This window comes from Spiroplasma endosymbiont of Halictus nicosiae (assembly GCF_978018445.1).
In genome coordinates, this window is sequence record NZ_OZ389573.1 from 459283 (window position 1) to 485459 (window position 26177).

Genomic DNA, 26177 nt, shown 5'->3' on the forward strand with positions numbered 1-26177 from the left:
AATTTTTTGCTTGAAAGGAGGTTAAAATGGATTTAAATAATGTCCAACATGTATGTAACCAAATTGAAAAGTTTGAATTTGAAGAATTATTTACTGTGCTAGCAAAAATTGAGGAAGTAGTAAAAGACCGTACCGATGAGGTAGATTAGGAAAATATTTTCATTAAACTCTCAATTTTTTTCATTCCATTGTTATCTAAATTTTATTAAAATCTAATTGAAATCTGAAGGGATTAAACCATGGAATGAATAGGTGGGTAATATGCAATTAAAAACTAATATTCTTGAGAAGTTAGAGGAAATTATTAATCGTAATGATGATACTGTTAATGGTATTATTGCACAAACTATTTTAATTTTTGCTAAAGTATCAAATGAAAATTTTATCATTAATGATGTTGCAGAAACATCACATACAAGTGTTTTAGCGGTGACAAAGTTTTGTAAAAGTTTAGGTTTTACAGGATGAAAAGAATTTTATATTTTTTTTCGCTATGAATTAGAAAATTTAAAAAAACTTAATCAGTTTTATCGTCTTAATCCATCAAAAAATACTGTTAATGATTTAGTATCAAACCATAGTGCAATGATGACAAATTTATTAAATGAAAATTTATCATCAATTTTAGAATTAAAAACAATGCTAAAAACAACAAAAAAAATTTATTTGATTGGTGAACATACACATTTAGATTTATTAATTAATTTTTATCATCAATTGTTAGGAATTGGTTTTGATGTAAGTGTAACAACACATGAATTTATTGCTAAAAAATTTTTAGAACGATTAAGAGATGATGATCTTGTAATTTGAATTATTATTGATACAGATCAAACTTATTTATTTAATGTTTTAAAACATACTGATAAAACTTTACCGTTAGATAATATTAAATTTATTTTAAAAGAAAATTAACCGATTATAGAAACTAATTTAACAACAAAAACACCGATTATTATTAATGATCAGCGCAAAATGTATACTCACCAAATTATTTATAATCATTTATTTATTATTTTTAATGCAATTTTAACAATGATTAATTAAAAAAATACCCAGCAAGTTGTCTGAGTATTTTTTATTATGATTTATTATGATCAATATCTCAATCTTCTAAGACCATATGTTTAATAAAACGATTCATTCATAAGTCAGAATTGGCCCCCGTTTGTAAGTTTCAAACGTCACCAGTTTCGAATCCAACATAATTTCCATTTTTAATATAGACGTAAGTTGGCGTTAGAGTTAATCCTAATGAAGCAGCAGTAATTGTTTTGTCAATTTTACCATTAATTTTATGAGCATTTCGCTCTTGTGTTAGAATTCAATCAGCAATTTTTTTTGCTCATTTTTCTTTTCAAATACCATTATAATCTTTAATGTTATCAGTAATAATTAAACGAGTGTTTTTAATTTTTTCTTGTTCATCAGAACTAATCGGATATGTTTTTAAAGCATATTGGGCACCAAAATTACCTGCTAAATACTTGTCATATTTATCATTACCATAGCCATTTTTATTATATAAATCTGGAATTGTTGTATCTGTTGTATTTTGACAATGAATGCAATTCTTTGCTGAAACCATAAAAATAAAACTTTCTTTATTGTTTATACCATTGATGAATTGGTTGTAATAAGCCATATTTTGATCTGAACAAGCGATTGTTGCTGTTGCTGTTGTTGTTGCGAGTGTCATTGCTGCCATTGTATTTAGCAGTTTTTTCATTTCTATTCCTCCCCAAGAATTATTTTTTATAATTGTCTATCTATAACTATACATTATTTTTTATATTTTTAAAGTTAAATCTAAATATTTTTATGGTGTTATTTAGTAGATAATTATGAGAGAAAAGTATATAATGATAAAAAATAATACAGATTTTAAAGGAGAGTAAATGATGATGGATATGACCACCGCATTAGCTGTGTTACTTCAGCAACTATTTTAATTGCAAATACTTTAGTTAATACGGCTTTAGCAACAATTAGAACTTTATTTTTTGCGTCTTTGATTATCAATGCTGAAACAGCAACATGAGTAGCAACAGGAGTTATTGGTTTAACTGTTTTAATTTTTGGTGAATTATTACCAAAAACAATTGCTAAAGCTTTTCCTGAAAAGTTTTCAATTTTTTCAGCTTATATTTTATGAATCTGAAAAATTTTGTTTTATCCTTTTACTTGGTTGTTAACCTTTCATAAACAAAAAAATGGTGTTTTAACAACAGAAAATGAATTGTTAGAATTAATTTTAACAATTAAATCAGAAGGTGTTTTAGAAAAAAAGAGAAAGAACTAATTGAATCAGCAATAACTTTTGATGAAAAAACAATTGGTTCAATTATGACAGCAAAGGAAAAAGTTAAAACAATTTATAGTAATATTTCATGACGAGAATTACAACGGTTTTATAAGCAAGAACGTTTTACGCATATTCCTGTTTTAGTTCCAGAAACTGAAAAAGTAATTGGAATTTTAAACATTAAAGATGTTTTTATTGCCGTTATTGATCATCAAGAAGTTGATATCAAAAGTTTAGTTTCTGAACCAATTTTTTCTCTTGTTATTTAAAATTAGATGATGCTTTAGAATTATTTCAACAAGAACAAGTTCATATCGCAGTTGTTAGTACCAATGAAGATAGTAATAATTTTCTTGGAATCGTTACACTGGAAGATATTTTAGAAGAATTAGTTGGTGAAATTTATGATGAAGATGATGAAACTGGGCAAGTAAAAGAAATTGGTCACCATATGCTTTGAATTCATGGTAGTACTTCGATTAAAAAAGTATTTCAAAAATATTTGCATTTAGCAGCACCACCAGAAAGTACAGGTAAAACATTATATCAATGATTTGTTAAGGAAACAGGATATGATTTAACAAAATCAGAAAATAAAATTAAAGAATTTGTTTATCAAAATTATGCTTTTCGCGTAAATGATGAGAAAAAAGGCAAATTAACTTCCAAAAATATTATTTTTGAAATTGAATTTTTAACTAATAATAATCCAATTCATGATTTAGAACGTTAAAAGCAAAAAAGTGTATTTATTTTAAATACATTTTTTATTTATCTTTGTTAAATACTTAACATTAATTTATTCTATGTTAAGATAAAAAAAGATAAGAAATATAGAAAAATTAATGAGAAGGAGGAGGATTATTCTGGAAAAAATGCAAGTAGAAAATGAAATATGTGATGGATTACTTTTTCGTTATTTAGGTTTTATTAACAAAGCATTTACACAGCAAATTGAAAATGAACTACAAAAACAAGGTTATTATGATTTTCAAATTTCTAATATTTGGTTATTAATTTTAATTGAACGGTTTCCTGACTATACAATGAATGAATTAGCACAAGTTGTTAATCAATCACGGGCAAATATTACGATTGTTTCAAAAAAATTAGTACAAAAGGGTTATGTTGTAAAAAATCGCCCAGAAAATAATAAAAAAATTATTTATTTAACCTTAACTGAAAAGTGATGAAAATTAAAATCAATTGTTTTTAATTTAGTAAATCAATTAGATCAACGCATTATGCAAATTTTATCAAAACCACGATATGAAACTTTACTAGCTGATTTAGGAAGGATAGTTGAATTGCTAAAAAAGAAGGGTCTACATCTTAAAAAAATGTTAAATATTTAACAAATATTAATAAAATAACTTGTAATATTTTTTAGAATTCGTATAATTATTTTGTTAAATACTTAACAAAATGCACAAAAAGGAGTTTATCATGAGAGAAAAAAATGATGGGTTAAATTTAACTGGCAATAATACAAAAAAAGAACCGTTGCCAATTAAAAATCCAAAAGCCACCCCAATGGGATTTTTTAAATTATTGTCAATTTATTATAAACAATTTTGATTTCGTTGATTATGTTTAATCTTATTTATTATTATTACTTGTGGAATTACAGTTGCCTTACCTAAATTAATAAATATTGTTATGATGGAATTGACAACGGGAATGTTAAAGCGTTCAAGTATTAATGATCCTGCGATGCCATGAGGAACATTACTATACTGAGCAATTGGTTTTGTCGGAACTTTTATTGTTTCGGGAATGTTTTTATATTTACAAAGTTTAGTTGGTGGGTCAATTTCACAAAAAATTGAAATTGATATTCGAATTAAAGTTTTAAATAAATTAGTTGATTTAGATATGAATTATTATCATGATAAAAAATGGGTGATATTTTAACTAAATTAATTTCTGATAGGCAAATTTTAGGTGACCAAGCATTTCAAGTTTCACAAAATTTTTTAAATGCTTTCTTCACCTTCATTGGTAGTATTGGGATTATGTTTATTTTAGATAACCGTGTTTTGCAATACCAAGATGGGCCACGCGGGATTGAACCAGTTATTGATCAAGATGGTAATTTTGTTTATCTTGATGGAAGTGCAACTGTTGCGGAATTAGCTGGTATTATTTTAGGAATATCATTTGCAATTTTATTATTAACTTCATTTGGTTTTACTTTTATTCGTCGGTTAATGTATAAACAACGAAAAGTGGTCTCTGATGTTAATGGTGATGTTAATGATCAGATTAATGCAATTCGATTAATTAAAGCAACAGGTACAAATGAATATGAAAAAGAACGTTTTAATAAAATTCATAAAGAATATTATAAAGTTAGTATGTGTGCTATTAAAGTCCAATCAATTGTAATTGCTTTTGTTATAACAACCTTGACTAGTATGAATACAATTGCATTAATTGTTGGAATTATTTTTGTTAATAATCAAAATTTAAAAAAAATAATTTAAAATCATATTTAGACCATGTTGGTTATGTTGAACAAGAACCACAAATTATTTACGGAAGTTTTTACGATAATATTCGTTATGGAACTTTTATGGCAACTGATGCTGAATGTGAAGCAGCAGCAAAAAAAGCAGAATTATATAATTTTATTATTGACTTACCAGAAGGGTTTAATACTTTACTAGGAGAGCGTGGTTTTATTTTATCAGGAGGGCAAAAGCAACGATTAGTAATTGCGCGAATATTTTTACGAAATCCTGAAATTTTAATTCTTGATGAAGCAACAAGTGCTTTAGATAATATTGTTGAAAAAGAAATTCAAGCGGAATTAGATAACCTAATGAAAGGTAGAACAACAATTATTATTGCTCATCGTTTAAGTACCATTAAGAATGTTGATCAAATTTTAGTTTTAGAAAAAGGAAATGGAGTTGTTCAAAGTGGAATCTTTGATGAACTAAAAAAGTTGAAGGACGTTTTAAACGATTATACGAAGCTGGTTTAATGACATAAAATAAGTAACACAAAACAATTGTTTTGTGTTTTTATTAACAAATTTGTTTTTTAAATTTTAATATTATTAAACCATAATCATGGAGGGCTTGGTATTATGGCAAAAAAGAACCAACAATTTAATGAAACTAAAATTTTTACTGATTATTGATTATCAAGCACTTGCCCAAGCAACCATTCCTGAAATTGTTGCAAATTTACCTAATCAAAAAATTGGTTATCATAATGATGAAGTTAAACAATACTTAGCTCACGCAGATCAAACTGCAATTAAACCACAACAATTTAATTGAATGAAAAATATTTTTTTGACAATTGTTAATCCTTTTAATTTATTATTAATTGTAATTTTTGGTTTTCAATTAGGAACTTTTTTTGTTAAAGATTTTTATGATCTATTAGCTTTGGCTAGTGCAATTATTATTGCCATTATGATGACCTTAAGCGCAACAATTTCATTAGGACAAGATTATAAAGCATTTCAAACAACAAAAGAATTACAACAATTAGTAAAAAAAACTTCAATGGTAATTCGAACAGGGGAATGCCATTTTGCAACAGTTAATGAAACAATGTTACCGAATTTAGTTGCAAAAGCAGTTAAAGTAGAATCAAAAACATTAATTCCTGGTGATTTAATTTATCTTTCCACAGGTGATATTGTTCCTTGTGATGTTCGAATTATTTATACTAAAAATTTATCAGTTAACCAAGCTGTTTTAACTGGTGAAGCAACACCTGTTTTTAAAACAATTGTTGCGAATGCTGCACTACATCAAAATTTTGATTTATCAAATCTTTGCTTTATGGTAAGTAGTATTGTTGCTGGAAGCGCTGTTGCGGTAGTTTTAAAAACAGGTGTTAATACTTATTTAGGAATGTTAAATGAACAATTAGCAGCAGTACCAACAGAAAATAGTTTTAATTTAGGAATTAAAAAAATTACGCGCTTAACTATTCTAATTATTTTAATTATGGTACCAATTGTGCTAGTGTTAAATGGCATTCGAACAGAACAATGATTAGAAGCTTTAATTTTAGCATTATCTGTAGCAGTTGGTTTAACTCCCGAATCGTTGCCAGTAATTGTTGCTGTTAAGTTGACCCGGAGAAGCAAAAATTTAGCAAAAGAAAAAGTTGTAATTAAACAACTTGATGCAGTTCAAAATTTAGGAGCAATTGATGTTTTATGTACGGATAAGATAGGAACATTAACTGAGGATAAAATTGAATTACAAAGTTATCATAGCATTAATCAAGTTAATGCTCCAAAAGTTTTAAAATATGGCTATTTAAATAGTTATTTTCAGTCAGGAATGAAAAATCAAATTGATAATGCAATTATTAGTTATCCAAAAGTTAATTATACAAAAAGTTTACGAACAACTTATCAATTATTGGTTATCTAGGAAATATTCTCTTTTTTTGGTTAACAATAACTAGAAAAAGAGGTGTTTTTATGTGATATCCTTTTATTAAAAAAGAGCAAAATGATGATTGTGGTTATGCTTGTTTAGCAATGTTAATTGAATATTATCATCACCAAAAATTGACAATTAATGAATTGAAAAATCACCTTCCTGCTTATCAAGGAGCATTAAATGTTTATAGTTTAAGTCAAATTGCTAGTAAATACAATATCGGATTAACTGCTTTTGAAATTAGTAAACAAGTATTACCAACATAAACATTTGAGCAACCATTAATTGCCTATGTTTTAAATGCAATGGGTTATTATCATTATGTTGCCATTTATCAACGTCGTGGAAAATCCTTTTTTGTTGCTGACCCTAGTGCGAATAAAGACAGTTGAATTTTAATTAATACATTTATGGAAAAATTTCAAGCTGTGATTATTTTTACAAAAAAAGTAAAACAATTTGTTTATAAGACAAAATCATTTTATTTAACATTATTTTTTTAAAAGAACATAAGAATTTTTTATTATGAACAATGTTATTAAGTGTATTAGTTAACTTTTTAGTTATTTTTGGGAAAAGTTTTATTAAGGTTTATTTTGATCGTTTAACAACTGGTTTTCACCAAGAAGTTTTTTTTTTTTATATTTATCATTGTTTATGATTTTCGTCTCTTTTTTAATTATTTTTTTCAAAAAATGATGGTTAAATTACAACGGCGCGTTAACAAAACAATGCTAACAACATTTGTGACTAATTTAAAAAACCTTTCTACTTTTGAATTTGAACGTTTTAATACTGGTGAATGGTTAAAACGACAAACCGATGTTTTAATTTTGGCTACTTTTTTAGGAACAACGTTGCCACAATTATTATTTAGTTTTTTAATGATCATTATTAGCATTATTTTTTTACTTAATTTAAATGGATTAATTTTAGCAATTGTTCTCTTTGAAAATGTGCTTATTTTTTTCTTGTCTTTTTTATTTTCGCAAATTAATAAAAATTGATATAATAGCTGGTATCAAGAAGGATTAGAATTTGAAAATATGAGATTAGAGTTATATCATAGTTTTAAATTTCAAAAAAGTCGTAATTTAGAAAGTTATTTTACTTGTAAATTGTAAATGCAAATGTAGCACTTTATTGAAAAAGAATAAAGTGCTTTTTATTTTGTAAAAAATACTTATATTTATTGGATTAATCGTTAGATAGTATCTTTTACACTTAATAAAATATTTTTTTTCAGAAAAATCCATCCTTTCTTTTCTTAAAAAATTTTGAATAATTGTTTTATTTAGTTGTTAGTTAATTGTTAAATATAATTACTAAAAAATATATTTAATAAACAAAGAATTAAAAAAGATAATGAAATAAAAAAATAAAGATACTATCTAACGATTAATCCAAAATTCAATCTTTAAAACTTAATATTTTTTGATGCTTAAAGATGGATAACTCATCTATGGCACGAAGCCTTAAAGAAAGTGTGAAAGCGATTGGATTTACTACTCCTATTTATTTCTTTAATTCTCGGCAAGATTAATCACTTGCGAAATGTCAGAGCATGTGTTTTTTGGTTTGTTTTCATAAAAAGAGTGTTGTTAAACCGAAAAAAACAATATCGGACACTAAAAAAACAAGAGGGTTGGAACTCCAAAAGGTTATTTTCTTTATATAAAGTTGTGTAGGGATGGATGAAGCGTAATTAATAACTGGGTAAACTGTTTTTTGTTTATTTCCTTATCGGGGTAAACTCTATCAAAATATCCTATCCGCCCCCCCACCTTCAAAGTGGAGCGAGCGGCGAAGTAATTAAATATTAAAATAAATTATTTACTAAATATCAAAATATTAACCAATAAAGGAATATTATGTTTTTTTACAGAAAGGAAAATATTTGATGAAAAAATGAAATAAAAAAATTAAAAATAAATTACAAGAATTAATGATACAAGCTTATCTGGTAACAGTAAATGATATTAATGGTGAAATTTGAGCAACAAATAAAAAGAATTAAGGAGTATAGATAAATGACAGAATATAAAAGTAAATATATTAATAAAACTTGAAATGAAATAACAACATCATTTGATTGAGTTAATTGTCAACCTATTAATTGTCGTATTTCACATCATAAAAAGCATTATAATTTGCAATGTTTAGAATGAGCCAAAATGTACTTAAATTTATTTAAAGACAAGTGAGATGTTATTGTTTCATATACGCAATATTATAAAATTAACGATACTTTAGATTTAGCATTTGATGGATGAAAAATATTACAAATTGACAAAAAAATAAAACAAATAAATTAAAATATATTATTGCAATTGACCCTGCTGGAATTGGACAAACTGGTATTATTATTTATAATGTTTTGCAAAAGAAAATAATTAATAATATTACTTTTAATTCCAAAAATGAAGAAGAAGCAATAAATAATATGTATTTAATATTAAATGAGTTTAAAAATAAAATTTGTTCTTATTTAAATAAAGTTATTGTAATAATTGAAGATTATCAACTTCATAAGGGTTTAAAAAAATCCATTATTTACTCCTAAATTTATTGGTGGTTTAAAAGTTTTATGCAAATATCTATTTAATTTAAAATATATTTTACAATCACCAGTCATTAAGAAAAATTATATTTATAAAGGAAATATTAAAATGTCTTAGAGCACGAACACGATGCTTGAAAACATTTACAGTATTTTTTAGCAAAAGGAGTTGAAAAAATGGCACAAACAAAAAGTAATTTACCTAAAAAATCAATAACTAATAAACCTAAAATAAAAAATAAAAAAGTTAATAAGTTAGAATTAACTGTTAGATTACATGAAAATCCGATTAAAACTAAGATTAAGGCACTGGGGTTGGTGGTGGTGTTGAAGTTTATGCTTGTTCGGCTAAATGTCAGTGAGAAGGATTAAATTACTCAACATTATCAATATATAACCCATCTATTTTAACTGAGTTTTTGAAATTAAAAAAAGATCATGAGATAAAAATTAAAGGCTCAGTATTTAATCAGTTAAATATAAAAACTAAACGCTATTTTTTGTCTTTTAGAGTAGACAGTTTTGAAATTATACAAAAAGCGATTAGAAAAAGAACAAATACAAATATTAAAAAATAGGAGGAAAAACAATGGCATTAAAAAATGTAAAATATGTTCTTATTAATGAAAATAGTGAACCTATTAAAAATGAAGATGGTAGTTTAGATATTAAAACTGCTGAAATTATTTTAGAAAATACTGCTGAAGTTGAAGAATTTAATGCAATTAATTTAGAAAATAGTAATCAGCAAATCAACGAACTATAAACAAAAAATACTGAATTAACTTCACAAATTGAACAACAAACAATTCAATTAAAACAAATTGAAGTAATTGACTTTATTAATTCTTTAACTGATAATGAAGAATTTAAAAATGTTTTATTAAAGTCTTATGATATTACTGATGATATTGAAATCATTAAAACACAATTGCAAAGTGTTTATGATGAATTAATTAAGGTACAAACAGTTAATACTGGTGGCGTACCAAAAGTAGAAAACAAAGAAAACAATATTTTAGATACAGACAATATATTTAATAAATAGAAAGAAGGAAGTAAATTATGGCACAAAACCCACAAAGAATTTTCGGAGATATTGCTAATCAAGCAACAAAACGAGATCGAGAAACATTTGAACAATGATATTTATAAACTTATCAACAAAAATTTAGTTAAGAAGCATTATTTGCGTCAAAAGAAGCAAGTAAATTTAGTTTAGCATATAAAAGAAAGAAAAATATTAAATATAATGAAGGTTCTGGTAAAGATGGGAAAGTATTTAATAATCATGATAAATTATTAAATTATTAAGAAGTAGAATTTGATGATGAAATTGTTGAATTAGATACAATTTTAACTTTTGCTTGTAAATTAGACCCTGTAGAAAGTGATTTTAACCCTAATCTTTGGGCTGCTGATATTGAACAAGCAATGGATACTGAGGTTGCTTATAAACGTAATAAAATTTTAGAAATTATTAATAAAGGAGTAGTTACAACCATTCAAGGCCAAAAAGCAGATGATACAAATGCTTTACAAATTCATGATGAAATTATGGATAAAATATATGAAAATGGATTTACCCCATCAGAAACAGTTGTCTTGGGTTCGGCTGATTTTATTCGTGGAATTCGTAATAAATTACAGTTACAACTTGGAGCAAATGACCAAATAAACAATGTAATTGAAACAAGCGGAGCAATGAAAACTGTTGAAGGAACAACATATTATATGGTTCCTAAAAAATTACCAATTATTAATAAAGATGGTTCAGAAGGAACAATTACTCTATTACCAGATGGTGTTAATGCAATTGCCTTTAAATTTAGTAAAAAATATGACCCTCTTATCTTACGTAAAAAAGACCATACTCCATTAAGAGTTGGTACAGCTGCACTGGGTACTGGAATGGGTAATACTTTGATTATGGAAAGAGTTTTATATTTAGGTGGGGCAGTAGTTGAACCTAAGGGAATTATTAAACATATTGTTTCAAAAATTGATATTAGTAAAATTAATAAAATAGATAAACCTAATATTCATGTTACAGACCCAACAAAAGCAACAGCCGAACAGTTAAAATCACAATTTAAAGATGTTGTTTTAAAAGCAGTAAAAGCAGTAAATAGTTCTTTAACTGAAAGTGATTTTGATTACTTTATTGAAAGTAAAGGTGAAGACTGACCAATTAATATTACAAATGATAAAACTGTTGAAGTTCAAATTAAAGGTAAAAACAACGCTACTGGTCAAACAAATCCGATTGATGTTAAAATTAAAAATTCTTAATAGTACTAAAAAATAGTACTTTTTCGTTTGATATATATGCCAATTGGAACATCTAAAACAGCCCTTATTTATGCTGTTAAAAAAATCCAACTAGATTGTCAATCCAACAACAAGAAAAAAATTTTGGTTTACAGTTATTAGAATTTTTAGGAATTCAAGTTTTAGCACTTGGTTTATCAGTTTTAACTGGTGGTATTGCTTCGGCTGTTGGTCTTGGTGCGGGATTATCTAATTTTGCCGCAGCATTTATCTCTTTTAGAGTAGAAACAGCAACCGATTTTGCCGTAAATCAAATATATGATAAATTAACATCAGAAGTGACAGCAAAAAGTACTGCCTTAAATTTGCTACCAGCAATTGGTGGTATTGGAAAATTAACGCGTGCTGTTCGAACAACTAAAATTTTAAAATTAGCGAAAGAAACTAAACTACTTGAAAAATTAGGTGTAATAACTGCTAATAATTTAGAAGATGTTGTAAGACAAGTTAGAGGTAAAAAGATTTTATCTGATAAATTAATATTTGATTTTACAAAACAAGCTAATAATGAAACTTTATTATATACAATTGAAAAATTAGCCCGAAATGATTTTTATAAGGTTTTTAAAGTTTCTAAATTAGAAACAATTAATAATTTATTAAAAATTGAAAAAAATATTCAAAAAATAAGTCCTACATTAGTTCAAAAAATACCACGCATAAATGAAATAAATGCTAATAAATGATTGTCTGAATATGGATTAAATATTGATAAAATAAGCAAAATTAATACTAATGAGTGATATAACATAATCACTAATCTTCATAAAAAAGGTGTTGGTAAAAACCTAATATTAAATGCTAATTTAATGCGAGGCAGTAAAATATATAATAATAAATTATTAAATATTTTTCATCAAACATCAATTAAATTAAATAAAATTTTAAATCATTTAAACCCAAATTTTTATATTCAAAAAGTAACTAAAAAATTATTAGCCCCAATTGAAAAACAAATAATTACTATTAAACAAAAAGTAATTAGTAAAATTACTGATAAAACTAAAAAAATATTATCTAAATTTGAAACTAAGGCTATTAAAAAAGGTCAATTATTACCTTTAGCTTATGGTTCTGATGTTTTTTAGCAGTTAAAATTGTTCCATTATCAGTTGCGGGTGAAGTTGCTTTAACAATATATTATAAAAATCCTAAATATGTCCCTATTGTCGTTATGACAACTTTAATCAAAGCAGAACAGTTTGTTTTGGCTCCTGAACCGTTTAAATTCTATATGAACAGTGAGTGGTTTATTGGTTGGGGATTTAAAAAAAGTTTGTTTAATTTAGTTTCTTTTGCCCCACTTGTTTATCAGCAAGTAGTAAAAGATAGTTTTAAAATATATCGGACAATTGCTAAGATATTAAAAATGCAAGAACAATTTAAAAATAACTTTAATAAAGATAAATTGTTAAATACGCTAGAAGATAGTGCGGTTACTAGTTTGTTAGGTAATGGATTAGTATTTCAAGCATATAAACAACTCAAAACAAAACAAGATTTAAACAAAACAATTAAAACAAAAATATTACTAAATAGTAAAAAATTTATATTAAAGAAAATATATTCTAAAAAAAGTAAATGATAAGGAGATGATTAAATGTTAAATGAATTATGACAAAATGTTACTTTGGAAAATTATAATAATTTTATTCCAATGACAGGTAAAATTACACAAGTTCCAGTTCGTTATAATAAGTTTTTTAAAGGTGATGTAGAATTATGATTTAAAACATTTGCCTTAAGAGCCCAAAATATGATTAATTCTTACTTAAACTATCCATTTTCAAAACTAAAGTTTGAAACATTTAAAGATCCATTATTAAAGAAAATTTGTATTAATATGGTGTTTATTACGATTGAGCATTGAACATTTAACCGCATTCCAATTGAATTTTTTACTTCGGTAAATATGAGTGTTGGTGATATTAATTATTCATCGCAAAATGACCCTATGATTACTTGACAAGGTCTATTGCCTACCTATGCAAAATTATTGGCTAATTTAACAACTTTAAAGAAAATGTTTCGTACTTTTCAAGAAGAAGGTATTGATTTAACAATGATTGATTTAGAATCATATTATACTCAATTAGAAGTTGATGCTTTAATAGAAAAAGAAAAAACTAAGATTGACAATAAAACTATTGTTAAAAATAACAATAATGAAATAAATGTTCCCTTTGATAATGATACTATTTATGAAAAAAATGGTGTCTGAAAAGCAAAACAAAGTGGCGGTAGTGATATTAAAATTGATAATAAAACAATTATTAAAAATACTGCTGATGAATTAATGGTTTCAGATTTAAAACAAAATAAAATAACTTTATTACCTAATAGTAGTGGTCGTGTTAATGCTGATTTTAATGCTGAAAACGGGGAATTAAGAATTTGAGACCCTAGTTTTGAAGGTGGTAAAAATACTGCTGATTATATGATTATTGATAGTACAGTTGCGGGAATTGAAAGTACTGATGATACATTTGGTACTACTAAATATTTAGATAAATTTTATTTACAGAAAAAAGATTTACCTAAAATATCAAATGATTGAAAAGTTGTTGATACTAGTGATTTTGTTCAAGATTCTAAAGGATATAAAATTAAAAATTTTAATAAGTCAGAATATTATTATCGTTTATGGTGTTATACAACGCTTGAGATAGAACTATATATAATTACGCATATAAACTTTAAAGGTCAATTAGCAAGTGGAATATCATATGGAAATAATCCAAGTCGTTGAATTACCATTCAATTATTTTCCAACGGTGAGTTTAAATTATCATCAATATTAAATAGTGTTGAAATTAAAGGATTGTATATTGAAAGAAAAAAAGTAAGTTAGGAAGGAGATGGTATTATGCCAAAAGTAACTATTAAAGATATGATTATGTTTTTGAAAATCTTTGGAGTTTCATCATTGTTTTTTATTGCCGGAATTATTATTTGTTTTATCGGAGAAAAAACATTGGGTATTTCTTGACCAGCATATGTTATTGTTTCAGCAATGCTTATTGGAGCAAGAATTATAGTTTTAATTATTGAAACTATTAGATTTATCAAAACTTATAACAAACAACAAAAACAAGATAGTATTGAAGATGTTATTAAAAAAGAAGATACGAAATAAAGAGGTGATATAAATGGGATTATTATTAGCAAAAAAGAAATTAAAAAAAGAATATGATATTGATAGTTATTATCTTAATTTAGCATCAACGATTACTAATCGTAAAAATGTTACTGTTCAAAAACATAAGGAGATTTTAGAAAAAAGAATTTGTGAAGATAATGCTAATTTTTTAAATCCACGAGATTTAGAAATTAGCATTTATAATCCAATTAATAATAAAGAGATAGATACTAAATTAATTAATAACTTTTTAAAAATGCAAGACTTTACTAATAAGAATTGATATAACGAATATAAAATTAATAAGAATGGTAAAGGTGCATATTTTATTTTTGCTAATAATTTAAAACTTAATTTTATTACTATTGATTTTTATAATAACCAATATGACGAATTAGGTAATTTAGTATCTTGTACTTTTGATTATGACCCTTATATTAAAAATGACCAGAGTGTTTTTATTACTGAAAAATTAGAAATTGATTATGTAACTAAACAAGTAAAAGTTATTAGAAAGTTAAAAAACACGATTATACAGCACTATTACCGACTTATATATTGATGATGCTAAATGAAATAACTATACAACTTTACAAAGAGAAGAAATATTGCCACTTAATTTTATACCAATTGAAATTATTCCTAATAACCCTAATTTTGAGCCTTCTGCTAGTTATGGTAAACAATTTGCTAGTATTTTTTAGATATTATTGCTGAAAAGATAATGTTAGATCCATTATTAAATAGTGGTAAATTTTCCATTAATACTAATGGAGTTACTGGTGTGGTTGACCAAGAAATTAGTAAAATGTTGGCTTTATTTATTGAAAATGACTTGTTATTAGTTGAAGGAGACTCTGATAGTAATTTTCAACCAGTAAACTATATTGCTGGTAATTTTAAAGGTGAACAATTAACCAAAATATATGATTGATTATTAACTAATTACTATAAAATAAATCGCCATCATGTTCTCGCAATCGCCAAGGGAGCCCAACAAACACAAGCAGAAGTTGCGGGAATAAATATTCAAACAAACGCATCATACGAACAAATGATATATATTAGAGAAATTAAATTAACTGAATTCATTATTAAGTTAATTAAATATGATAATGCTATTTTAAACAGTAGAACATTTAATATTAAAAATATTGATGATTTAATTATTGATGTTCGCTTACCAGTAAATGCTACTTTAAACAGACAATTAAATAACAATGAAAATATTATAAATATGCCTAATGAAGAAGGAGAACAAGAATAATGTTAAAACCATCTGAAAAAATGTTAGCACAATTAGCAGAAAATGATGAACCAATTGACTATTCAATTGATAGTATTCCATTAGATTTTGCTAGTCAATCGCAGTACAGCGACCCTGATTTAGAACAATTATTTACTGAAGACCGTGCTAGAACCTTATATATTTATAAAATTAATAATCTTCTTGTTAAGACAAAGCAAAAACCAATCTTAAACTACTCTCAAAATAGCGTTAAAATAGGTTTTATTGACAAAGATGAATATATTAAAATAACTGGTTATGAAATTAGTGATTTTAATTTTAAATTACAAATTCAACAAAATACCACAGTCCAAGATAATAGCACAAGTTATGTAATGATTGAAGAAAAAGATATTTTAATTAATGATATTTCAAAAAAGACAAAGAATTTTTAGAATCCTATGACTTAAAAATAGTATTTATTAATGAACGAATTACCGAAGACAATAAAAATGAATGTTATATTATCGAAGAATATAAAAGACCTTATTCATCTGATGGTGTTGATATTATTAAATCTACTCATTTAGTTAAGGTGACTGATTTTAAATGAAAAAACCAAATATAGTATTCATTTAGTATTACAAAAATCATTACCCGAAGATACAGTATTTACTGGAATTGAGATTAAATACCCTAAATCAATGTTATTTGGAAATATTAAATGTTGAGGTAATATTAATGGTGTTTATTCTTATCCTTCATCAATAGTTGAAAATGCTAATTTAGTACCGTTGCTATCTATGTCTATTGAAACAAAACCTAATTTAAGAGTATTTCAATATTGATTTACCGAAAGTTTTTTACCGTGGTTTATTGCAAAAATATATATTCAACCAGATGATATTTTAAGTTTAATAAAAAATAATGGTTTAGAAAAAGTTTTATTAAATTATTTAACTTATCGTTATAATTATGATCGAAAATTTCAAGGTGCAAAATATGATGAAAAAGGAAATCCCACTAATAAAGCGGCTGAATTACGTCAAAAATTTGAAGGACAAAAACCAGAAGATGTTATTGATGGTTTATTTGAAAATTGAAAATTAGACAATCCAAGTGAATTACATAAAAGATATGTAAAAAGAATTAAACAAGTGATATACATATTATCAAATTATACATATAGTAAATATGCAATTAATAAAGGCTATAATGATGATGTTAAATTATTTGCCCCTTATTATTTTGAATTAATATCTAATCCAAGAGAGGTAGAAACTGGATATTGAGAGTTTGAACATTGCAAAGTTAAATTAAATTCATCATATTTTAATTTTACTGGTGGTTCTATTCCAACAACACCAATAAATTATTGAGAAGAGGTTTATTCAAATGACAAACCATTTAATGAGAAAGATGATAAATGATATTTTGCTGTATGGCGTGGTGATAAAAATGCTGATTGGCGTATTATTAAGTTTAAAAATAATGAAATGACTATTAAAATTTATAATTCTAATAATCGGCAATTGCAGAAAACTGATTTAGGTATGGGAAGAGATTTATATATTACAAATGATTCAGGGGTTGTTAAATATGTGACACATTGAACAGATGATAATGGTTCTTACTTTAAATCAGTTTATCGTTGAAATAATGATAGCGAACCAAATACACTGTTTATTTTACTTAAAACAGGACAAATTACAGATTGAAATTTAAAAAATCAAAATAATATTAATAAAAATTATGAAATTAAAGTAACTGTTAAAAACAAAGATATTTCAGAAAACTATATTTATCAATTAGAAGCAAATTACTTTAATTGATTATCCATAACAAGTGAATTAGAAACAAATAATATACCTTCTCTTATTCCTGCTGAAATTAAACTATCTGATGGTGAATATGGCAAATATTTAACTAATTTAATTGTTTCTAATGACAAAATAAAAGATTATTTAAACTATTTTTCTCAATGAAATAAATTACTTTATTCTAAATCAAATTGAGTGAGTATAACTAAAAATTTAGTTGAGGACAGTATTAAAATAACTTTTTTAAAATACGAAAAACTATTTAATTTAAATCAAATCGAAATATCTGGCATATGATGTTATGGGAATTATGATATAAATATTTTTATTGAAAAAATAAATGAAAAAATTACTGAAGGAAAAGATATTAACTTAGAATTAATCAAAAATTGTCCTATCGGAACTAAAGTCAGTGGAAAAGACAGAAATACATATTTACAATTAATCGAAGATAATGAATGATATTTGTATAAAAATGGCATTGAAGATGAAAACTCATATTCAAATATCACAGTTCTTAATTTTTTAAAACAATCAAATAGTTTAATATTTTCCTATCCACCCACAAAAGAACAAATTAATATTAATAATTTACAATTATTTAATAAAAATAATGAAAAATTATCATTAATTACATTAGAAATATAAAAAGTTATTTAGATTTATAAATCTAAATAACTTTTTAATTTATTTTCAACATATATTTTTGATTCGCTATCATTATTTCAACGATAAACTGATTTAAAGTAAGAACCATTATCATCTGTTCAATGTGTCACATATTTAACAACCCCTGAATCATTTGTAATATATAAATCTCTTCCCATATCTAAATCAGTTTTCTGCAATTGCCGATTATTAGAATTATCAATTTTAATAGTCATTTCATTATTTTTAAATTTACTAATTTTTAAATCACCATTATCATCATTTCGCCATACTACAAAATATCATTTATTATCAATTTGATTAAATTGTTTTTCTTGATATGCTATTCATTCTAAAATACCATTTTTTGTTTTTATATTATTTTTTTCTTTTAAATCTGCTAATTCTTTTTCGCTATATTGTGGTTTATTACAAGCAACTAAATTTGTTGTACTTGTTCCAATTAAAGTGATTGTTCCCAAAAGACTTAATATTTTTTTCATATTTTAATTCTACTATACTATAGCTGCTATTAATTCTGGTTCTGCCATTTCTCAAATTGATGAAAAAATACTAATAGCTTTTTAACAAAATAATTGAAAAACATCTTCATGAATTAATACGATACCGTTTTCTATTTGATTAAATAAAATATTAAAAATTTGTTCCCCCGTCATTGAAATTTCTGTAGTTTGATCTGGAATAAATTCAGCTTCACTGTCTCTTCATGGATCTCTAACATAATAAGTATCTTCAAGTATATTTTCTTTATTTGGTTTGATTCCAACAATTAATGCAGCATGATAAGAGCTATCACATCCTTCATCATCATATTCGTCGTCATCAAATAAACCACCAAACATAATAGGAGATTGTCTAGAAAGAGATTCCCATATTAAATGTCTTATCCACATTCTTTTTTCTATATCATTTAATCTATTTCAAAATAATCGAGTTAAATCAATTTTCTTTAAATTAAATCCCAAATTTTCCTGAATTATCGGGTTTGTGTTTAATATTTCAATTACCTTTGATAATGAAGCGCCATCATTTGCATTGTTTGGAAAAAAACTTGCAATTTCTTCTTGTTCCATTTCTTTAAGATCTTTATTATTAATAATATTATTACTAAATATATTTTTTAAAATTGCAATAACACATCATCAATCATGTATTTGAAATTCCATTGGTTTTTTCATGCTAGTTTTTCTTAAATCAATTAACACATCTTCTAATATTGGATATGTTATTTCTTGTCTTTTAACTCTATTTAAATTTTTTAAATTATTTGTTTGTAAATAACTAATTTCATTATTTTCTAATTTAGTTTCTTCTTTTTGATAAGGACTAGCGGCAATTTTTGTTGGTACAGCAGTTCCACTAATTGTTAATACACTTAATAAACTAAGTAATTTTTTCATTTTTTATAATTTCCTATCTTTTATCTTGAAACTTTTTTCAAGATCTATTGACATTATATATATAAGCACTTTTAAATATATTTTAGAAAGGAAATTATACAAATGATTATTATTGTGATTATATTGTACTAAATCTGGGCTCGCGGAATTTTCATAAGTTTGTGAAAAATGCCTTAAAGTTTAAAAAAACTTTTGCCGCGCTTTTTAAAATATTTGGGAAAAATTCTAAGCGTTAAGCGAAGAATTTTATAAAGGTTCCCAAATTTGTTTGAAAGAACCTCAAAATCTTTTTTAACTTGTAAATTATTATATCACAAAAATTTAAGAAAATCAACCGCTTGCCCAAAACCTCAAAAAACTATATAATTAGCTTTGTATATAAAAGAAAGGATTTTTTAAAATGGATAAAACAAAGCATCATTTTATTTTTAAAGAAAGAGTAATGTTAAAAGATTTATTAGAACTTGATTCTTTAAAAAGAAAAAATGGTAAATCGAATATATCTAAAATAGCAAAAATATTGCATAAAAATCGAAATACAATTAGACAAGAAATAAAAAGGTTAAAAGATAATGAATATGACGCTAAATTAGCACACGAAGATTATTTATAAAAACGACAAAAATGTTTTAAAAAATCATCATTATTGCTAAATATTTTAGAATGACTAGATGAAAAATATAACAAATTTCATGATTCACCAGAACAAATCTGTAAAAAATATGAAAAAGAGTTTGGTATTAAATTTCCGGTTTGTTTTAAAACTTTATATAAATATATTCATTTGGGATTTTTAAATTTCAAGAAAGATAATTTGTATTTTCATGGTAGAAAATATAAAACAAAAAATAGAATTGATAACCGTGGAAAAATAAGAAATTTTAGAACTATTGAAGAAGCAAAACATGATAAAAATGAATTTGGTTGATTTCAAATGGATACTATGATTGGTAAAAATAATAGTGTTTGTTTAGTTTTAATCGAAGAATTAACCCAATTTAAAATTATTGAACCATTAAAAGAAAAAACAACAAAAGAAGTTACAAACGCATTAAAACGAATTTTTTCTAACAGATTTTTTAAAGATAGATGCAAAGGAACAATAACAGATCAAGGCAAAGAATTTGCTGATTGAGAAAAAATTGAAAAAATAACAAATGCTAAAGTATATTTTTGTGATGCTGGAACTCCAACTCAAAAACCCAAAGTTGAAAGAGCAATTCGTTATTTTAGACATTGATTTTCCAAAGGAATTGATTTAAGTATTTATTCAAGAAATTATTATCAAGAAGTTGCTAATATAATAAACTCTAAACTTAAAAAATCTTTACATTGACTATCTTCAAAAGAAGTTTTTATACAAATGTTTAATTTTTAATATAATTACCTATAAAAATTTTAATCATTTTATTTTTCAGTGTGCCAAAATTCATAAATTTAAAACAAAACTACTAAATTTTTTTAAAATAAATTATATTGAACATTTATTTTATTGGTGTTATAATAAAATTAACTAGGGTGCTACACTTCATAGTACAATTTACAACTATTAATGAATAAAAAAATTACAGGTATTTTTAAATGAAACATATTATTTTGAAAAAAATAATATTATTGATAACTTAATGTTTTATAGTGCTTTAGCTAGTTTTATCAATGATTTTACTAGCCAATTATCAGTTTTTATTGTTGAAAAAGGAAAATTAGAAAAAGCTTTTCAGCAAACAGTAACATTATTATTTCCTAAGCAAAAAGATATTTCACAAGCACAATCTTTACTTGCTCCAATTACAACTTTAACAGTAACAAATTTGAATTATCTTATTAATGATAATTTTATTTTAAAAAATTTAACATTAACTTTCCAAAACCATTGTTTTTTAAAAGGACGAAATGGCATTGGGAAAACAACATTATTAGAAATTCTTGCTAAATTACGATTAGGGGCAACTGGTACAATAATCATTAATGATCAGTTTGATTTATCGATTCTTACTGAACAAACCATTCGTAGTAAAATTTTATTGTTTCATCAAGATGACTTTTTATTTACGGGTAGTGTTTATGATAATATTATTAATTTTAATCAACAGTGTGATTATCAAATTTTAAAGTTGCCAGAAATAAATCAATTGTTATTGCAAAATTATTTATTATTTGAACAAATGCTTTATAGTAATGGTGAAAATTTATCAAAAGGACAACGACAAATTATTTTGTTTTTAAATTTATTGTTACAACGCTGTGAGGTCTATTTCCTTAATGAAGTATTAAGTAATCTTGACTATGATTGATTTAACAAAGTTAAATATTATTAATGAATAAAAAAAGTTTAATTTTAATGGGAATATGATGTTTAATGTTAATTGGGTTTGTTCTGTTACTTGCTTATTTTCCAATTAGTTTATATTATAATGGTTATTTAACAATTCTTAAAACTAATGACGTTGAGTTAACCTATATTTTTGTTCCCCATCAGACACCTTGAGTTATTAAACCAGGACAACAAGTAAAAATAAAATATTTTGTAGAGAAACAATGACAAATAATTATAACGCAAGTTAAAAGAGAAAATGATTATTATCTTATTTTAAATCAGGCAGAATTTATGATTAATGTTTAATATTTATCAGCGAAAATGGAAATTGGTTCGCAAACAACATTAGATTATTTACTGAAGATAATGATTTAATTTGTTATAATAAAAAAAGAGAAGGGTCTGGTGATGTAATGAAAGATGATTTTGTGATTTACAATGAAACAAAGTTTGATATTAAACCATATCAAGATGATTTTAATGTAATTTTCAAAAAAATTAAAACTTTATTAGCAATAACTGAGCCATTAGAATTATCATTAATTATTGTTGATGCACAAGAACAATTAGAACTTAATCGAAAATATCGTAACAAAGATTATATTGCTGATGTTATTACCTTTGCTTTAGAAGAAGAAAATAAGATTGATTTATTTCAATTAACCGGACTGCGCAGTTTAGGGGATATTTTTATTTGCTATGAAAAAGCTCTTGCTCAAGCTGCTGAATATAACCATTCTCTTCGTCGTGAATTTGCTTTTTTATTTACTCATGGTATGTTACATATTTTAGGTTATGATCATCAAACTCCGACTGATGAAAAAAAAATGTTTAATTTACAACGAAAAGTATTAAATGATTTACAAATTAACCGAATTCCAATAAAATAAAAACAGAAAGAAGAAAGGGATACATAATGGCAAAAGAGTCACCAGTCAAGAAAAAAATATTTTTTAAATTACGGAATAAATTTTCAAATGCTTTTGGTGGAATTTATACAGCAATTAAAGAAGAATCAAGTTTAATTATTCATTTTATTGTGTCATTGGTTGTTATTGGTCTAGGAATTTGATTGCAAAAAATGGTTCCTAACCAGTTTAGATATGTTCAATAAGCAATTTTATTATTAACCATTGGAATTGTCATTGGTTTTGAGTTAATTAATACAATGGTTGAAAATTTTGTTGATTTATTATCATTTGAATATAATATTAAAGCAAAAAAAATTAAAGATATTTGTGCCGCGGCAACATTAATTAATTCTATTTTGGCAATTGCAATTGGATTATTAATAATGTTACCACCGTTGGTGGATCTTATTAAGTTATATTTACACATTAGTTAAAAAGGGGAGTTAATGAAATGCCAATTTATTTTGAAAAGTTAAAATTATTAAGTAAAAAAGCTTATGCACCATATTCAAATTTTCGTGTTAGTGCAATTTGTTTATTAAAAGATGGTACAGAAGTTATTGGTGTTAATGTTGAAAATGCAGCATATGCTGCTACGATTTGCGCAGAACGGACAGCTTTAGCTCAGGTTTATGCGTTAGGTTATCGTAAAACAGATATTATAAAATTTTTCTTATATACTGACAGTAAACAAGCAGGCTCTCCTTGTGGAATATGCCGGCAATTTTTATGAGAATTAGTTGATCATCGAATTCCAATTGAAATTTATAATCAAAAAGGTGAATCATATGTTTTAACAATTAAAGATTTACTACCATATGGCTTCACGAAGGAGGATTTACAGTAGGATGGTCAAGAAACATAAAGATGAGGAAGATTTTCAACAAGATTTCGTTACTGACCATAGTTATCGTCTTGTTCCTGATGATCAATTACAAGAATATATGCATAATAATGCTATTTATATTAAAATCTTTGGTCGCATGTAAAAAAGAAGGGTTTTAACAAATACATAGAAATTGAATAAAAATAATAAACCATTTACTAAAATGGTTTTTTTATTTGTAAAACCAAAATTATTAATTGATTCAGAGAAAGGACAGCATCTTAAATTCTTAAAATAGAAACTTTTTATTACAACTTTTTGATACCCTCTTTAAGTTGTTTACACATTTATTAAATATCTTAGAAATCTTTATAAAGTGTACCTGTTTTTTCTCCAATTTTAAGGTGTTGTCCTTTCTCTGTTTCAGTTAATTAATTTGCTAATAAAAAAACTTAATAAAGGAAGGAGTAGGTAATGAAAATTAATAAGCAACAAACAATATGTGATGTTGATAATTGCTATAAAGCAATATCATTCATTACCGAAGAATTTTTATCAAATAAAGTTTTATGAACTTGTGAAAAACATAAAGATTTATTGAATAAAGTAAAAGATAAAACACAAAAGCGGTTTTATAAACGCCTAGAAAATTCAAAAATTATCTTTGATTATGAAACTGGTTTATTAAAACTTAAATTTTATAAAACAACTTAATGCAGAGCGAAACGGTTATTTTAAATAACTAAGTGTTTTTATTCCACAGCCGGCCGAGGCAAGTACTGAAATAGTGTATGAGGAAAAATGTAAATCGGCGCTGGTTCATTAGAACTAAGCGATAGTCGTGATAAGTCCAAGGTTAATATCAAACGACAATAAAAATAGAGATAGTGACTTTACAATTAAATTTGCGAAAAGTGTGGTTGGTTGGAGTTTTATAGCATTTGGTCCTTTAAAATGCGAGTGAATTTTTAATTTAAAAACTGAACGTCAAATCCCAGAGCAAAAGCACAAATGGGCACGGATAAAGGAAGACATATATATGTCTGGCGTCAATATTAAAAAAACAACTGTGGATTATTAAACATTCAAACAATTAACATATCGCCACCGCTCACCCCCAGTGAGGCGGATGGCGTAGTAAGTAAATAGATAAATACTTATATAACTAATTCTCGCTTGGCACTTTCACTTGGGAGTGAGTGCCAGCGAGTTAAAACTAGGAGGAAAAAATAAATGACAGAATATAAAAGTAAATATATTAATAAAACTTGAAATGAAATAACAACATCATTTTATTGAGTTAATTGTCAACCTATTAATTGTCGTATTTCACATCATAAAAAACATTATGATTTGCAATGTTTAGAATGAGCCAAAATGTACTTAAATTTATTTAAAGATAAATGAGATGTTATTGCTTCTTATATGCAATATTACAAAATTAACGATATTTTAGATTTAGCTTCTGATGGTTGAAAAATATTACAAATTGACCAAAAAATCAAAGGAATAATTTAGGAGGTTTATATGAAAAAGTTAAATAAAATTTGTCTTAAAAAAAGATATTGAGGTTATTGCTTTAAATGTAATCAAGAAAATAAATTAAATGAATTAATGCTTAAAAGTTATTCAGTATCATTTGAAGATATGACTGATGAACATTGAGCATTAGGAAAACAAAATTAGGAGGAAATAAAAAATGATATGTAATAAAGCATTAAAAATTACCAATAAAGATATTATTTATGCACAAATTGATAGTGATTATTCAGATAATTTAGAGTTAAATTTATATCTTAAATTTGGTGATGAGGAACGACATGTGGGTAATATTTCATTGCCAACAAATTTTGACTTAAATTGCAAATGATATGAAATTGATGAAGTTAAAAGTTTAATTAGTGATTATTTAGCAGATGAAGAAGCAGATTATGAGGTGATAAATTATGAATAAAAGATACTTATTAGTAACAAAAGATAAATATAGCTTAAATACTACATATTTTTATACATTTGATGAGGCAAGAATTTATTCTGAAAATTTAAATTATTGTAAAACTACAATTATTGATTTAGAAAACAAAAATATTAAATGACAAGGATGTGAGTAAATATGTGAAAAGATGAAGATGGTAAGGTTTATACCGAAGAAGACTTATTTAATATAGCATTAGAAGAATGTCACTCAGAAGACGGTGCTTATGAGTATATTGATAATTTAATTATGAATATGAATTTGGAGGAAATTTAATT

Annotated in this window: 39 protein-coding genes and 3 pseudogenes; 39 read left to right on the top strand and 3 right to left on the bottom strand. The window is 25.1% G+C overall.

Annotation, left to right across the window (positions count from 1 at the left end; translation table 4 throughout):
• Positions 1-26: 26 nt before the first annotated feature.
• Positions 27-149 carry a hypothetical protein gene (locus tag ACZ91P_RS03110; protein WP_342255724.1) on the top strand — a complete coding sequence of 41 codons (123 nt, stop codon included), beginning with the start codon at positions 27-29 and terminating at the stop codon, positions 147-149.
• A 112-nt stretch (positions 150-261) separates the two neighbouring features.
• A complete protein-coding gene (locus ACZ91P_RS03115; RefSeq protein WP_465157990.1) occupies positions 262-915 on the top strand; it encodes a MurR/RpiR family transcriptional regulator in 654 nt (217 codons plus the stop codon).
• A gap of 166 nt (positions 916-1081) precedes the next feature.
• Here the strand turns inward: ACZ91P_RS03115 and ACZ91P_RS03120 are convergent, their stop codons facing one another.
• The gene (locus ACZ91P_RS03120) at positions 1082-1729 is read right to left on the bottom strand and encodes a hypothetical protein (protein WP_465157991.1); all 648 of its coding nucleotides are present in this window, start codon (positions 1727-1729) and stop codon (positions 1082-1084) included.
• Positions 1730-1996: 267 nt separating this feature from the next.
• Here ACZ91P_RS03120 and ACZ91P_RS03125 point away from each other — a divergent pair, with 267 nt between their 5' ends.
• From ACZ91P_RS03125 to ACZ91P_RS03235, 23 genes and pseudogenes are all read left to right on the top strand, one after another.
• On the top strand, positions 1997-2302 hold the full coding sequence (locus tag ACZ91P_RS03125) for a CNNM domain-containing protein (RefSeq protein ID WP_465158946.1): 306 nt from the start codon (positions 1997-1999) through the stop codon (positions 2300-2302).
• A 44-nt stretch (positions 2303-2346) separates the two neighbouring features.
• A complete protein-coding gene (locus ACZ91P_RS03130; RefSeq protein WP_465157993.1) occupies positions 2347-2574 on the top strand; it encodes a CBS domain-containing protein in 228 nt (75 codons plus the stop codon).
• A 182-nt stretch (positions 2575-2756) separates the two neighbouring features.
• A complete protein-coding gene (locus tag ACZ91P_RS03135; RefSeq protein WP_415746286.1) occupies positions 2757-3038 on the top strand; it encodes a hypothetical protein in 282 nt (93 codons plus the stop codon).
• A 142-nt stretch (positions 3039-3180) separates the two neighbouring features.
• A complete protein-coding gene (locus ACZ91P_RS03140; RefSeq protein ID WP_465157994.1) occupies positions 3181-3660 on the top strand; it encodes a MarR family winged helix-turn-helix transcriptional regulator in 480 nt (159 codons plus the stop codon).
• Positions 3661-3751: 91 nt separating this feature from the next.
• Positions 3752-4219, top strand: a complete 468-nt coding sequence (locus ACZ91P_RS03145; RefSeq protein WP_465157995.1) for an ABC transporter transmembrane domain-containing protein — start codon at positions 3752-3754, stop codon at positions 4217-4219.
• A 101-nt stretch (positions 4220-4320) separates the two neighbouring features.
• Positions 4321-5302 (top strand): annotated as a pseudogene (locus ACZ91P_RS03150) (ATP-binding cassette domain-containing protein).
• Positions 5303-5424: 122 nt separating this feature from the next.
• On the top strand, positions 5425-6711 hold the full coding sequence (locus tag ACZ91P_RS03155; protein ID WP_465157996.1) for an HAD-IC family P-type ATPase: 1287 nt from the start codon (positions 5425-5427) through the stop codon (positions 6709-6711).
• Positions 6712-6761: 50 nt separating this feature from the next.
• Positions 6762-7226 (top strand): annotated as a pseudogene (locus tag ACZ91P_RS03160) (cysteine peptidase family C39 domain-containing protein).
• A 147-nt stretch (positions 7227-7373) separates the two neighbouring features.
• Positions 7374-7847, top strand: coding sequence for a hypothetical protein (locus ACZ91P_RS03165; RefSeq protein ID WP_465158947.1), 474 nt, complete (start codon positions 7374-7376; stop codon positions 7845-7847).
• Positions 7848-8753: 906 nt separating this feature from the next.
• Positions 8754-9038, top strand: coding sequence for a hypothetical protein (locus tag ACZ91P_RS03170; protein ID WP_465157997.1), 285 nt, complete (start codon positions 8754-8756; stop codon positions 9036-9038).
• Positions 8993-9286 (top strand): hypothetical protein, encoded by a 294-nt coding sequence (locus ACZ91P_RS03175; RefSeq protein ID WP_465157998.1) that lies wholly within the window; start codon positions 8993-8995, stop codon positions 9284-9286. Before ACZ91P_RS03170 ends, ACZ91P_RS03175 begins: the two co-directional genes overlap by 46 nt.
• 174 nt (positions 9287-9460) lie before the next feature.
• Positions 9461-9655, top strand: coding sequence for a hypothetical protein (locus tag ACZ91P_RS03180; RefSeq protein ID WP_465157999.1), 195 nt, complete (start codon positions 9461-9463; stop codon positions 9653-9655).
• Positions 9656-9702: 47 nt separating this feature from the next.
• Positions 9703-9861 carry a hypothetical protein gene (locus ACZ91P_RS03185; protein WP_465158000.1) on the top strand — a complete coding sequence of 53 codons (159 nt, stop codon included), beginning with the start codon at positions 9703-9705 and terminating at the stop codon, positions 9859-9861.
• 11 nt (positions 9862-9872) lie between these two features.
• Positions 9873-10049 carry a hypothetical protein gene (locus ACZ91P_RS03190; protein ID WP_465158001.1) on the top strand — a complete coding sequence of 59 codons (177 nt, stop codon included), beginning with the start codon at positions 9873-9875 and terminating at the stop codon, positions 10047-10049.
• A gap of 668 nt (positions 10050-10717) precedes the next feature.
• Positions 10718-11575, top strand: a complete 858-nt coding sequence (locus tag ACZ91P_RS03195) for a hypothetical protein (RefSeq protein WP_465158002.1) — start codon at positions 10718-10720, stop codon at positions 11573-11575.
• Positions 11576-11670: 95 nt separating this feature from the next.
• Positions 11671-12702: a hypothetical protein gene (locus tag ACZ91P_RS03200; protein WP_465158003.1), complete on the top strand. Its 1032-nt coding sequence runs from the start codon at positions 11671-11673 to the stop codon at positions 12700-12702.
• An 86-nt stretch (positions 12703-12788) separates the two neighbouring features.
• Positions 12789-13202 carry a hypothetical protein gene (locus ACZ91P_RS03205; protein ID WP_465158004.1) on the top strand — a complete coding sequence of 138 codons (414 nt, stop codon included), beginning with the start codon at positions 12789-12791 and terminating at the stop codon, positions 13200-13202.
• Between the two features lie 12 nt (positions 13203-13214).
• The gene (locus tag ACZ91P_RS03210) at positions 13215-14465 is read left to right on the top strand and encodes a hypothetical protein (protein WP_465158005.1); all 1251 of its coding nucleotides are present in this window, start codon (positions 13215-13217) and stop codon (positions 14463-14465) included.
• A 15-nt stretch (positions 14466-14480) separates the two neighbouring features.
• The gene (locus tag ACZ91P_RS03215) at positions 14481-14750 is read left to right on the top strand and encodes a hypothetical protein (RefSeq protein ID WP_465158006.1); all 270 of its coding nucleotides are present in this window, start codon (positions 14481-14483) and stop codon (positions 14748-14750) included.
• Positions 14751-14763: 13 nt separating this feature from the next.
• Positions 14764-15324, top strand: coding sequence for a hypothetical protein (locus tag ACZ91P_RS03220; RefSeq protein WP_465158007.1), 561 nt, complete (start codon positions 14764-14766; stop codon positions 15322-15324).
• A 153-nt stretch (positions 15325-15477) separates the two neighbouring features.
• Complete coding sequence (locus ACZ91P_RS03225) at positions 15478-16020, top strand: hypothetical protein (RefSeq protein WP_465158008.1); 543 nt, start codon at positions 15478-15480, stop codon at positions 16018-16020.
• Positions 16020-16436: a hypothetical protein gene (locus ACZ91P_RS03230; RefSeq protein ID WP_465158009.1), complete on the top strand. Its 417-nt coding sequence runs from the start codon at positions 16020-16022 to the stop codon at positions 16434-16436. Before ACZ91P_RS03225 ends, ACZ91P_RS03230 begins: the two co-directional genes overlap by 1 nt.
• Positions 16437-16685: 249 nt before the next feature.
• Positions 16686-18449, top strand: coding sequence for a hypothetical protein (locus ACZ91P_RS03235; RefSeq protein WP_465158010.1), 1764 nt, complete (start codon positions 16686-16688; stop codon positions 18447-18449).
• 14 nt (positions 18450-18463) lie between these two features.
• On the opposite strand, the gene ACZ91P_RS03240 is transcribed toward ACZ91P_RS03235, so the two are convergent.
• Both ACZ91P_RS03240 and ACZ91P_RS03245 read right to left on the bottom strand, forming a co-directional pair.
• Complete coding sequence (locus tag ACZ91P_RS03240) at positions 18464-18952, bottom strand: lipoprotein (RefSeq protein ID WP_465158011.1); 489 nt, start codon at positions 18950-18952, stop codon at positions 18464-18466.
• 81 nt (positions 18953-19033) lie between these two features.
• Positions 19034-19870, bottom strand: coding sequence for a hypothetical protein (locus tag ACZ91P_RS03245; protein ID WP_465158012.1), 837 nt, complete (start codon positions 19868-19870; stop codon positions 19034-19036).
• Positions 19871-20270: 400 nt separating this feature from the next.
• On the opposite strand from ACZ91P_RS03245, the pseudogene ACZ91P_RS03250 reads away from it, so the two are divergent.
• The 14 genes and pseudogenes from ACZ91P_RS03250 (at position 20271) to ACZ91P_RS03315 (ending at position 26175) form a co-directional block, all read left to right on the top strand.
• Positions 20271-21248: pseudogene (locus ACZ91P_RS03250) on the top strand (IS30 family transposase).
• Between the two features lie 247 nt (positions 21249-21495).
• Complete coding sequence (locus ACZ91P_RS03255; RefSeq protein ID WP_465158013.1) at positions 21496-22188, top strand: ATP-binding cassette domain-containing protein; 693 nt, start codon at positions 21496-21498, stop codon at positions 22186-22188.
• Positions 22188-22493, top strand: coding sequence for a hypothetical protein (locus ACZ91P_RS03260; RefSeq protein WP_465158014.1), 306 nt, complete (start codon positions 22188-22190; stop codon positions 22491-22493). The genes ACZ91P_RS03255 and ACZ91P_RS03260 overlap by 1 nt, the downstream gene beginning before the upstream one ends.
• 107 nt (positions 22494-22600) lie before the next feature.
• Positions 22601-23077 (top strand): rRNA maturation RNase YbeY, encoded by a 477-nt coding sequence (gene ybeY / locus ACZ91P_RS03265; RefSeq protein WP_465158015.1) that lies wholly within the window; start codon positions 22601-22603, stop codon positions 23075-23077.
• 26 nt (positions 23078-23103) lie between these two features.
• A complete protein-coding gene (locus ACZ91P_RS03270; protein ID WP_465158016.1) occupies positions 23104-23301 on the top strand; it encodes a diacylglycerol kinase in 198 nt (65 codons plus the stop codon).
• A gap of 12 nt (positions 23302-23313) precedes the next feature.
• A complete protein-coding gene (locus ACZ91P_RS03275; protein WP_465158949.1) occupies positions 23314-23532 on the top strand; it encodes a diacylglycerol kinase family protein in 219 nt (72 codons plus the stop codon).
• 17 nt (positions 23533-23549) lie between these two features.
• The gene (gene cdd, locus ACZ91P_RS03280; RefSeq protein WP_465158017.1) at positions 23550-23945 is read left to right on the top strand and encodes a cytidine deaminase; all 396 of its coding nucleotides are present in this window, start codon (positions 23550-23552) and stop codon (positions 23943-23945) included.
• Position 23946: 1 nt separating this feature from the next.
• The gene (locus ACZ91P_RS03285; RefSeq protein WP_465158018.1) at positions 23947-24087 is read left to right on the top strand and encodes a hypothetical protein; all 141 of its coding nucleotides are present in this window, start codon (positions 23947-23949) and stop codon (positions 24085-24087) included.
• 311 nt (positions 24088-24398) lie between these two features.
• On the top strand, positions 24399-24638 hold the full coding sequence (locus ACZ91P_RS03290) for a hypothetical protein (RefSeq protein WP_338988931.1): 240 nt from the start codon (positions 24399-24401) through the stop codon (positions 24636-24638).
• Positions 24639-25157: 519 nt separating this feature from the next.
• The gene (locus tag ACZ91P_RS03295) at positions 25158-25442 is read left to right on the top strand and encodes a hypothetical protein (RefSeq protein WP_338991147.1); all 285 of its coding nucleotides are present in this window, start codon (positions 25158-25160) and stop codon (positions 25440-25442) included.
• Between the two features lie 9 nt (positions 25443-25451).
• The gene (locus tag ACZ91P_RS03300; protein ID WP_465155746.1) at positions 25452-25610 is read left to right on the top strand and encodes a hypothetical protein; all 159 of its coding nucleotides are present in this window, start codon (positions 25452-25454) and stop codon (positions 25608-25610) included.
• 13 nt (positions 25611-25623) lie between these two features.
• Positions 25624-25878: a hypothetical protein gene (locus ACZ91P_RS03305; RefSeq protein ID WP_465155631.1), complete on the top strand. Its 255-nt coding sequence runs from the start codon at positions 25624-25626 to the stop codon at positions 25876-25878.
• Entirely contained in the window at positions 25871-26035 is a 165-nt protein-coding gene (locus tag ACZ91P_RS03310; RefSeq protein WP_465155633.1) for a hypothetical protein, read from the top strand. Before ACZ91P_RS03305 ends, ACZ91P_RS03310 begins: the two co-directional genes overlap by 8 nt.
• A 2-nt stretch (positions 26036-26037) precedes the next feature.
• The gene (locus ACZ91P_RS03315; RefSeq protein WP_465155635.1) at positions 26038-26175 is read left to right on the top strand and encodes a hypothetical protein; all 138 of its coding nucleotides are present in this window, start codon (positions 26038-26040) and stop codon (positions 26173-26175) included.
• The last annotated feature ends 2 nt before the right edge of the window (positions 26176-26177 follow it).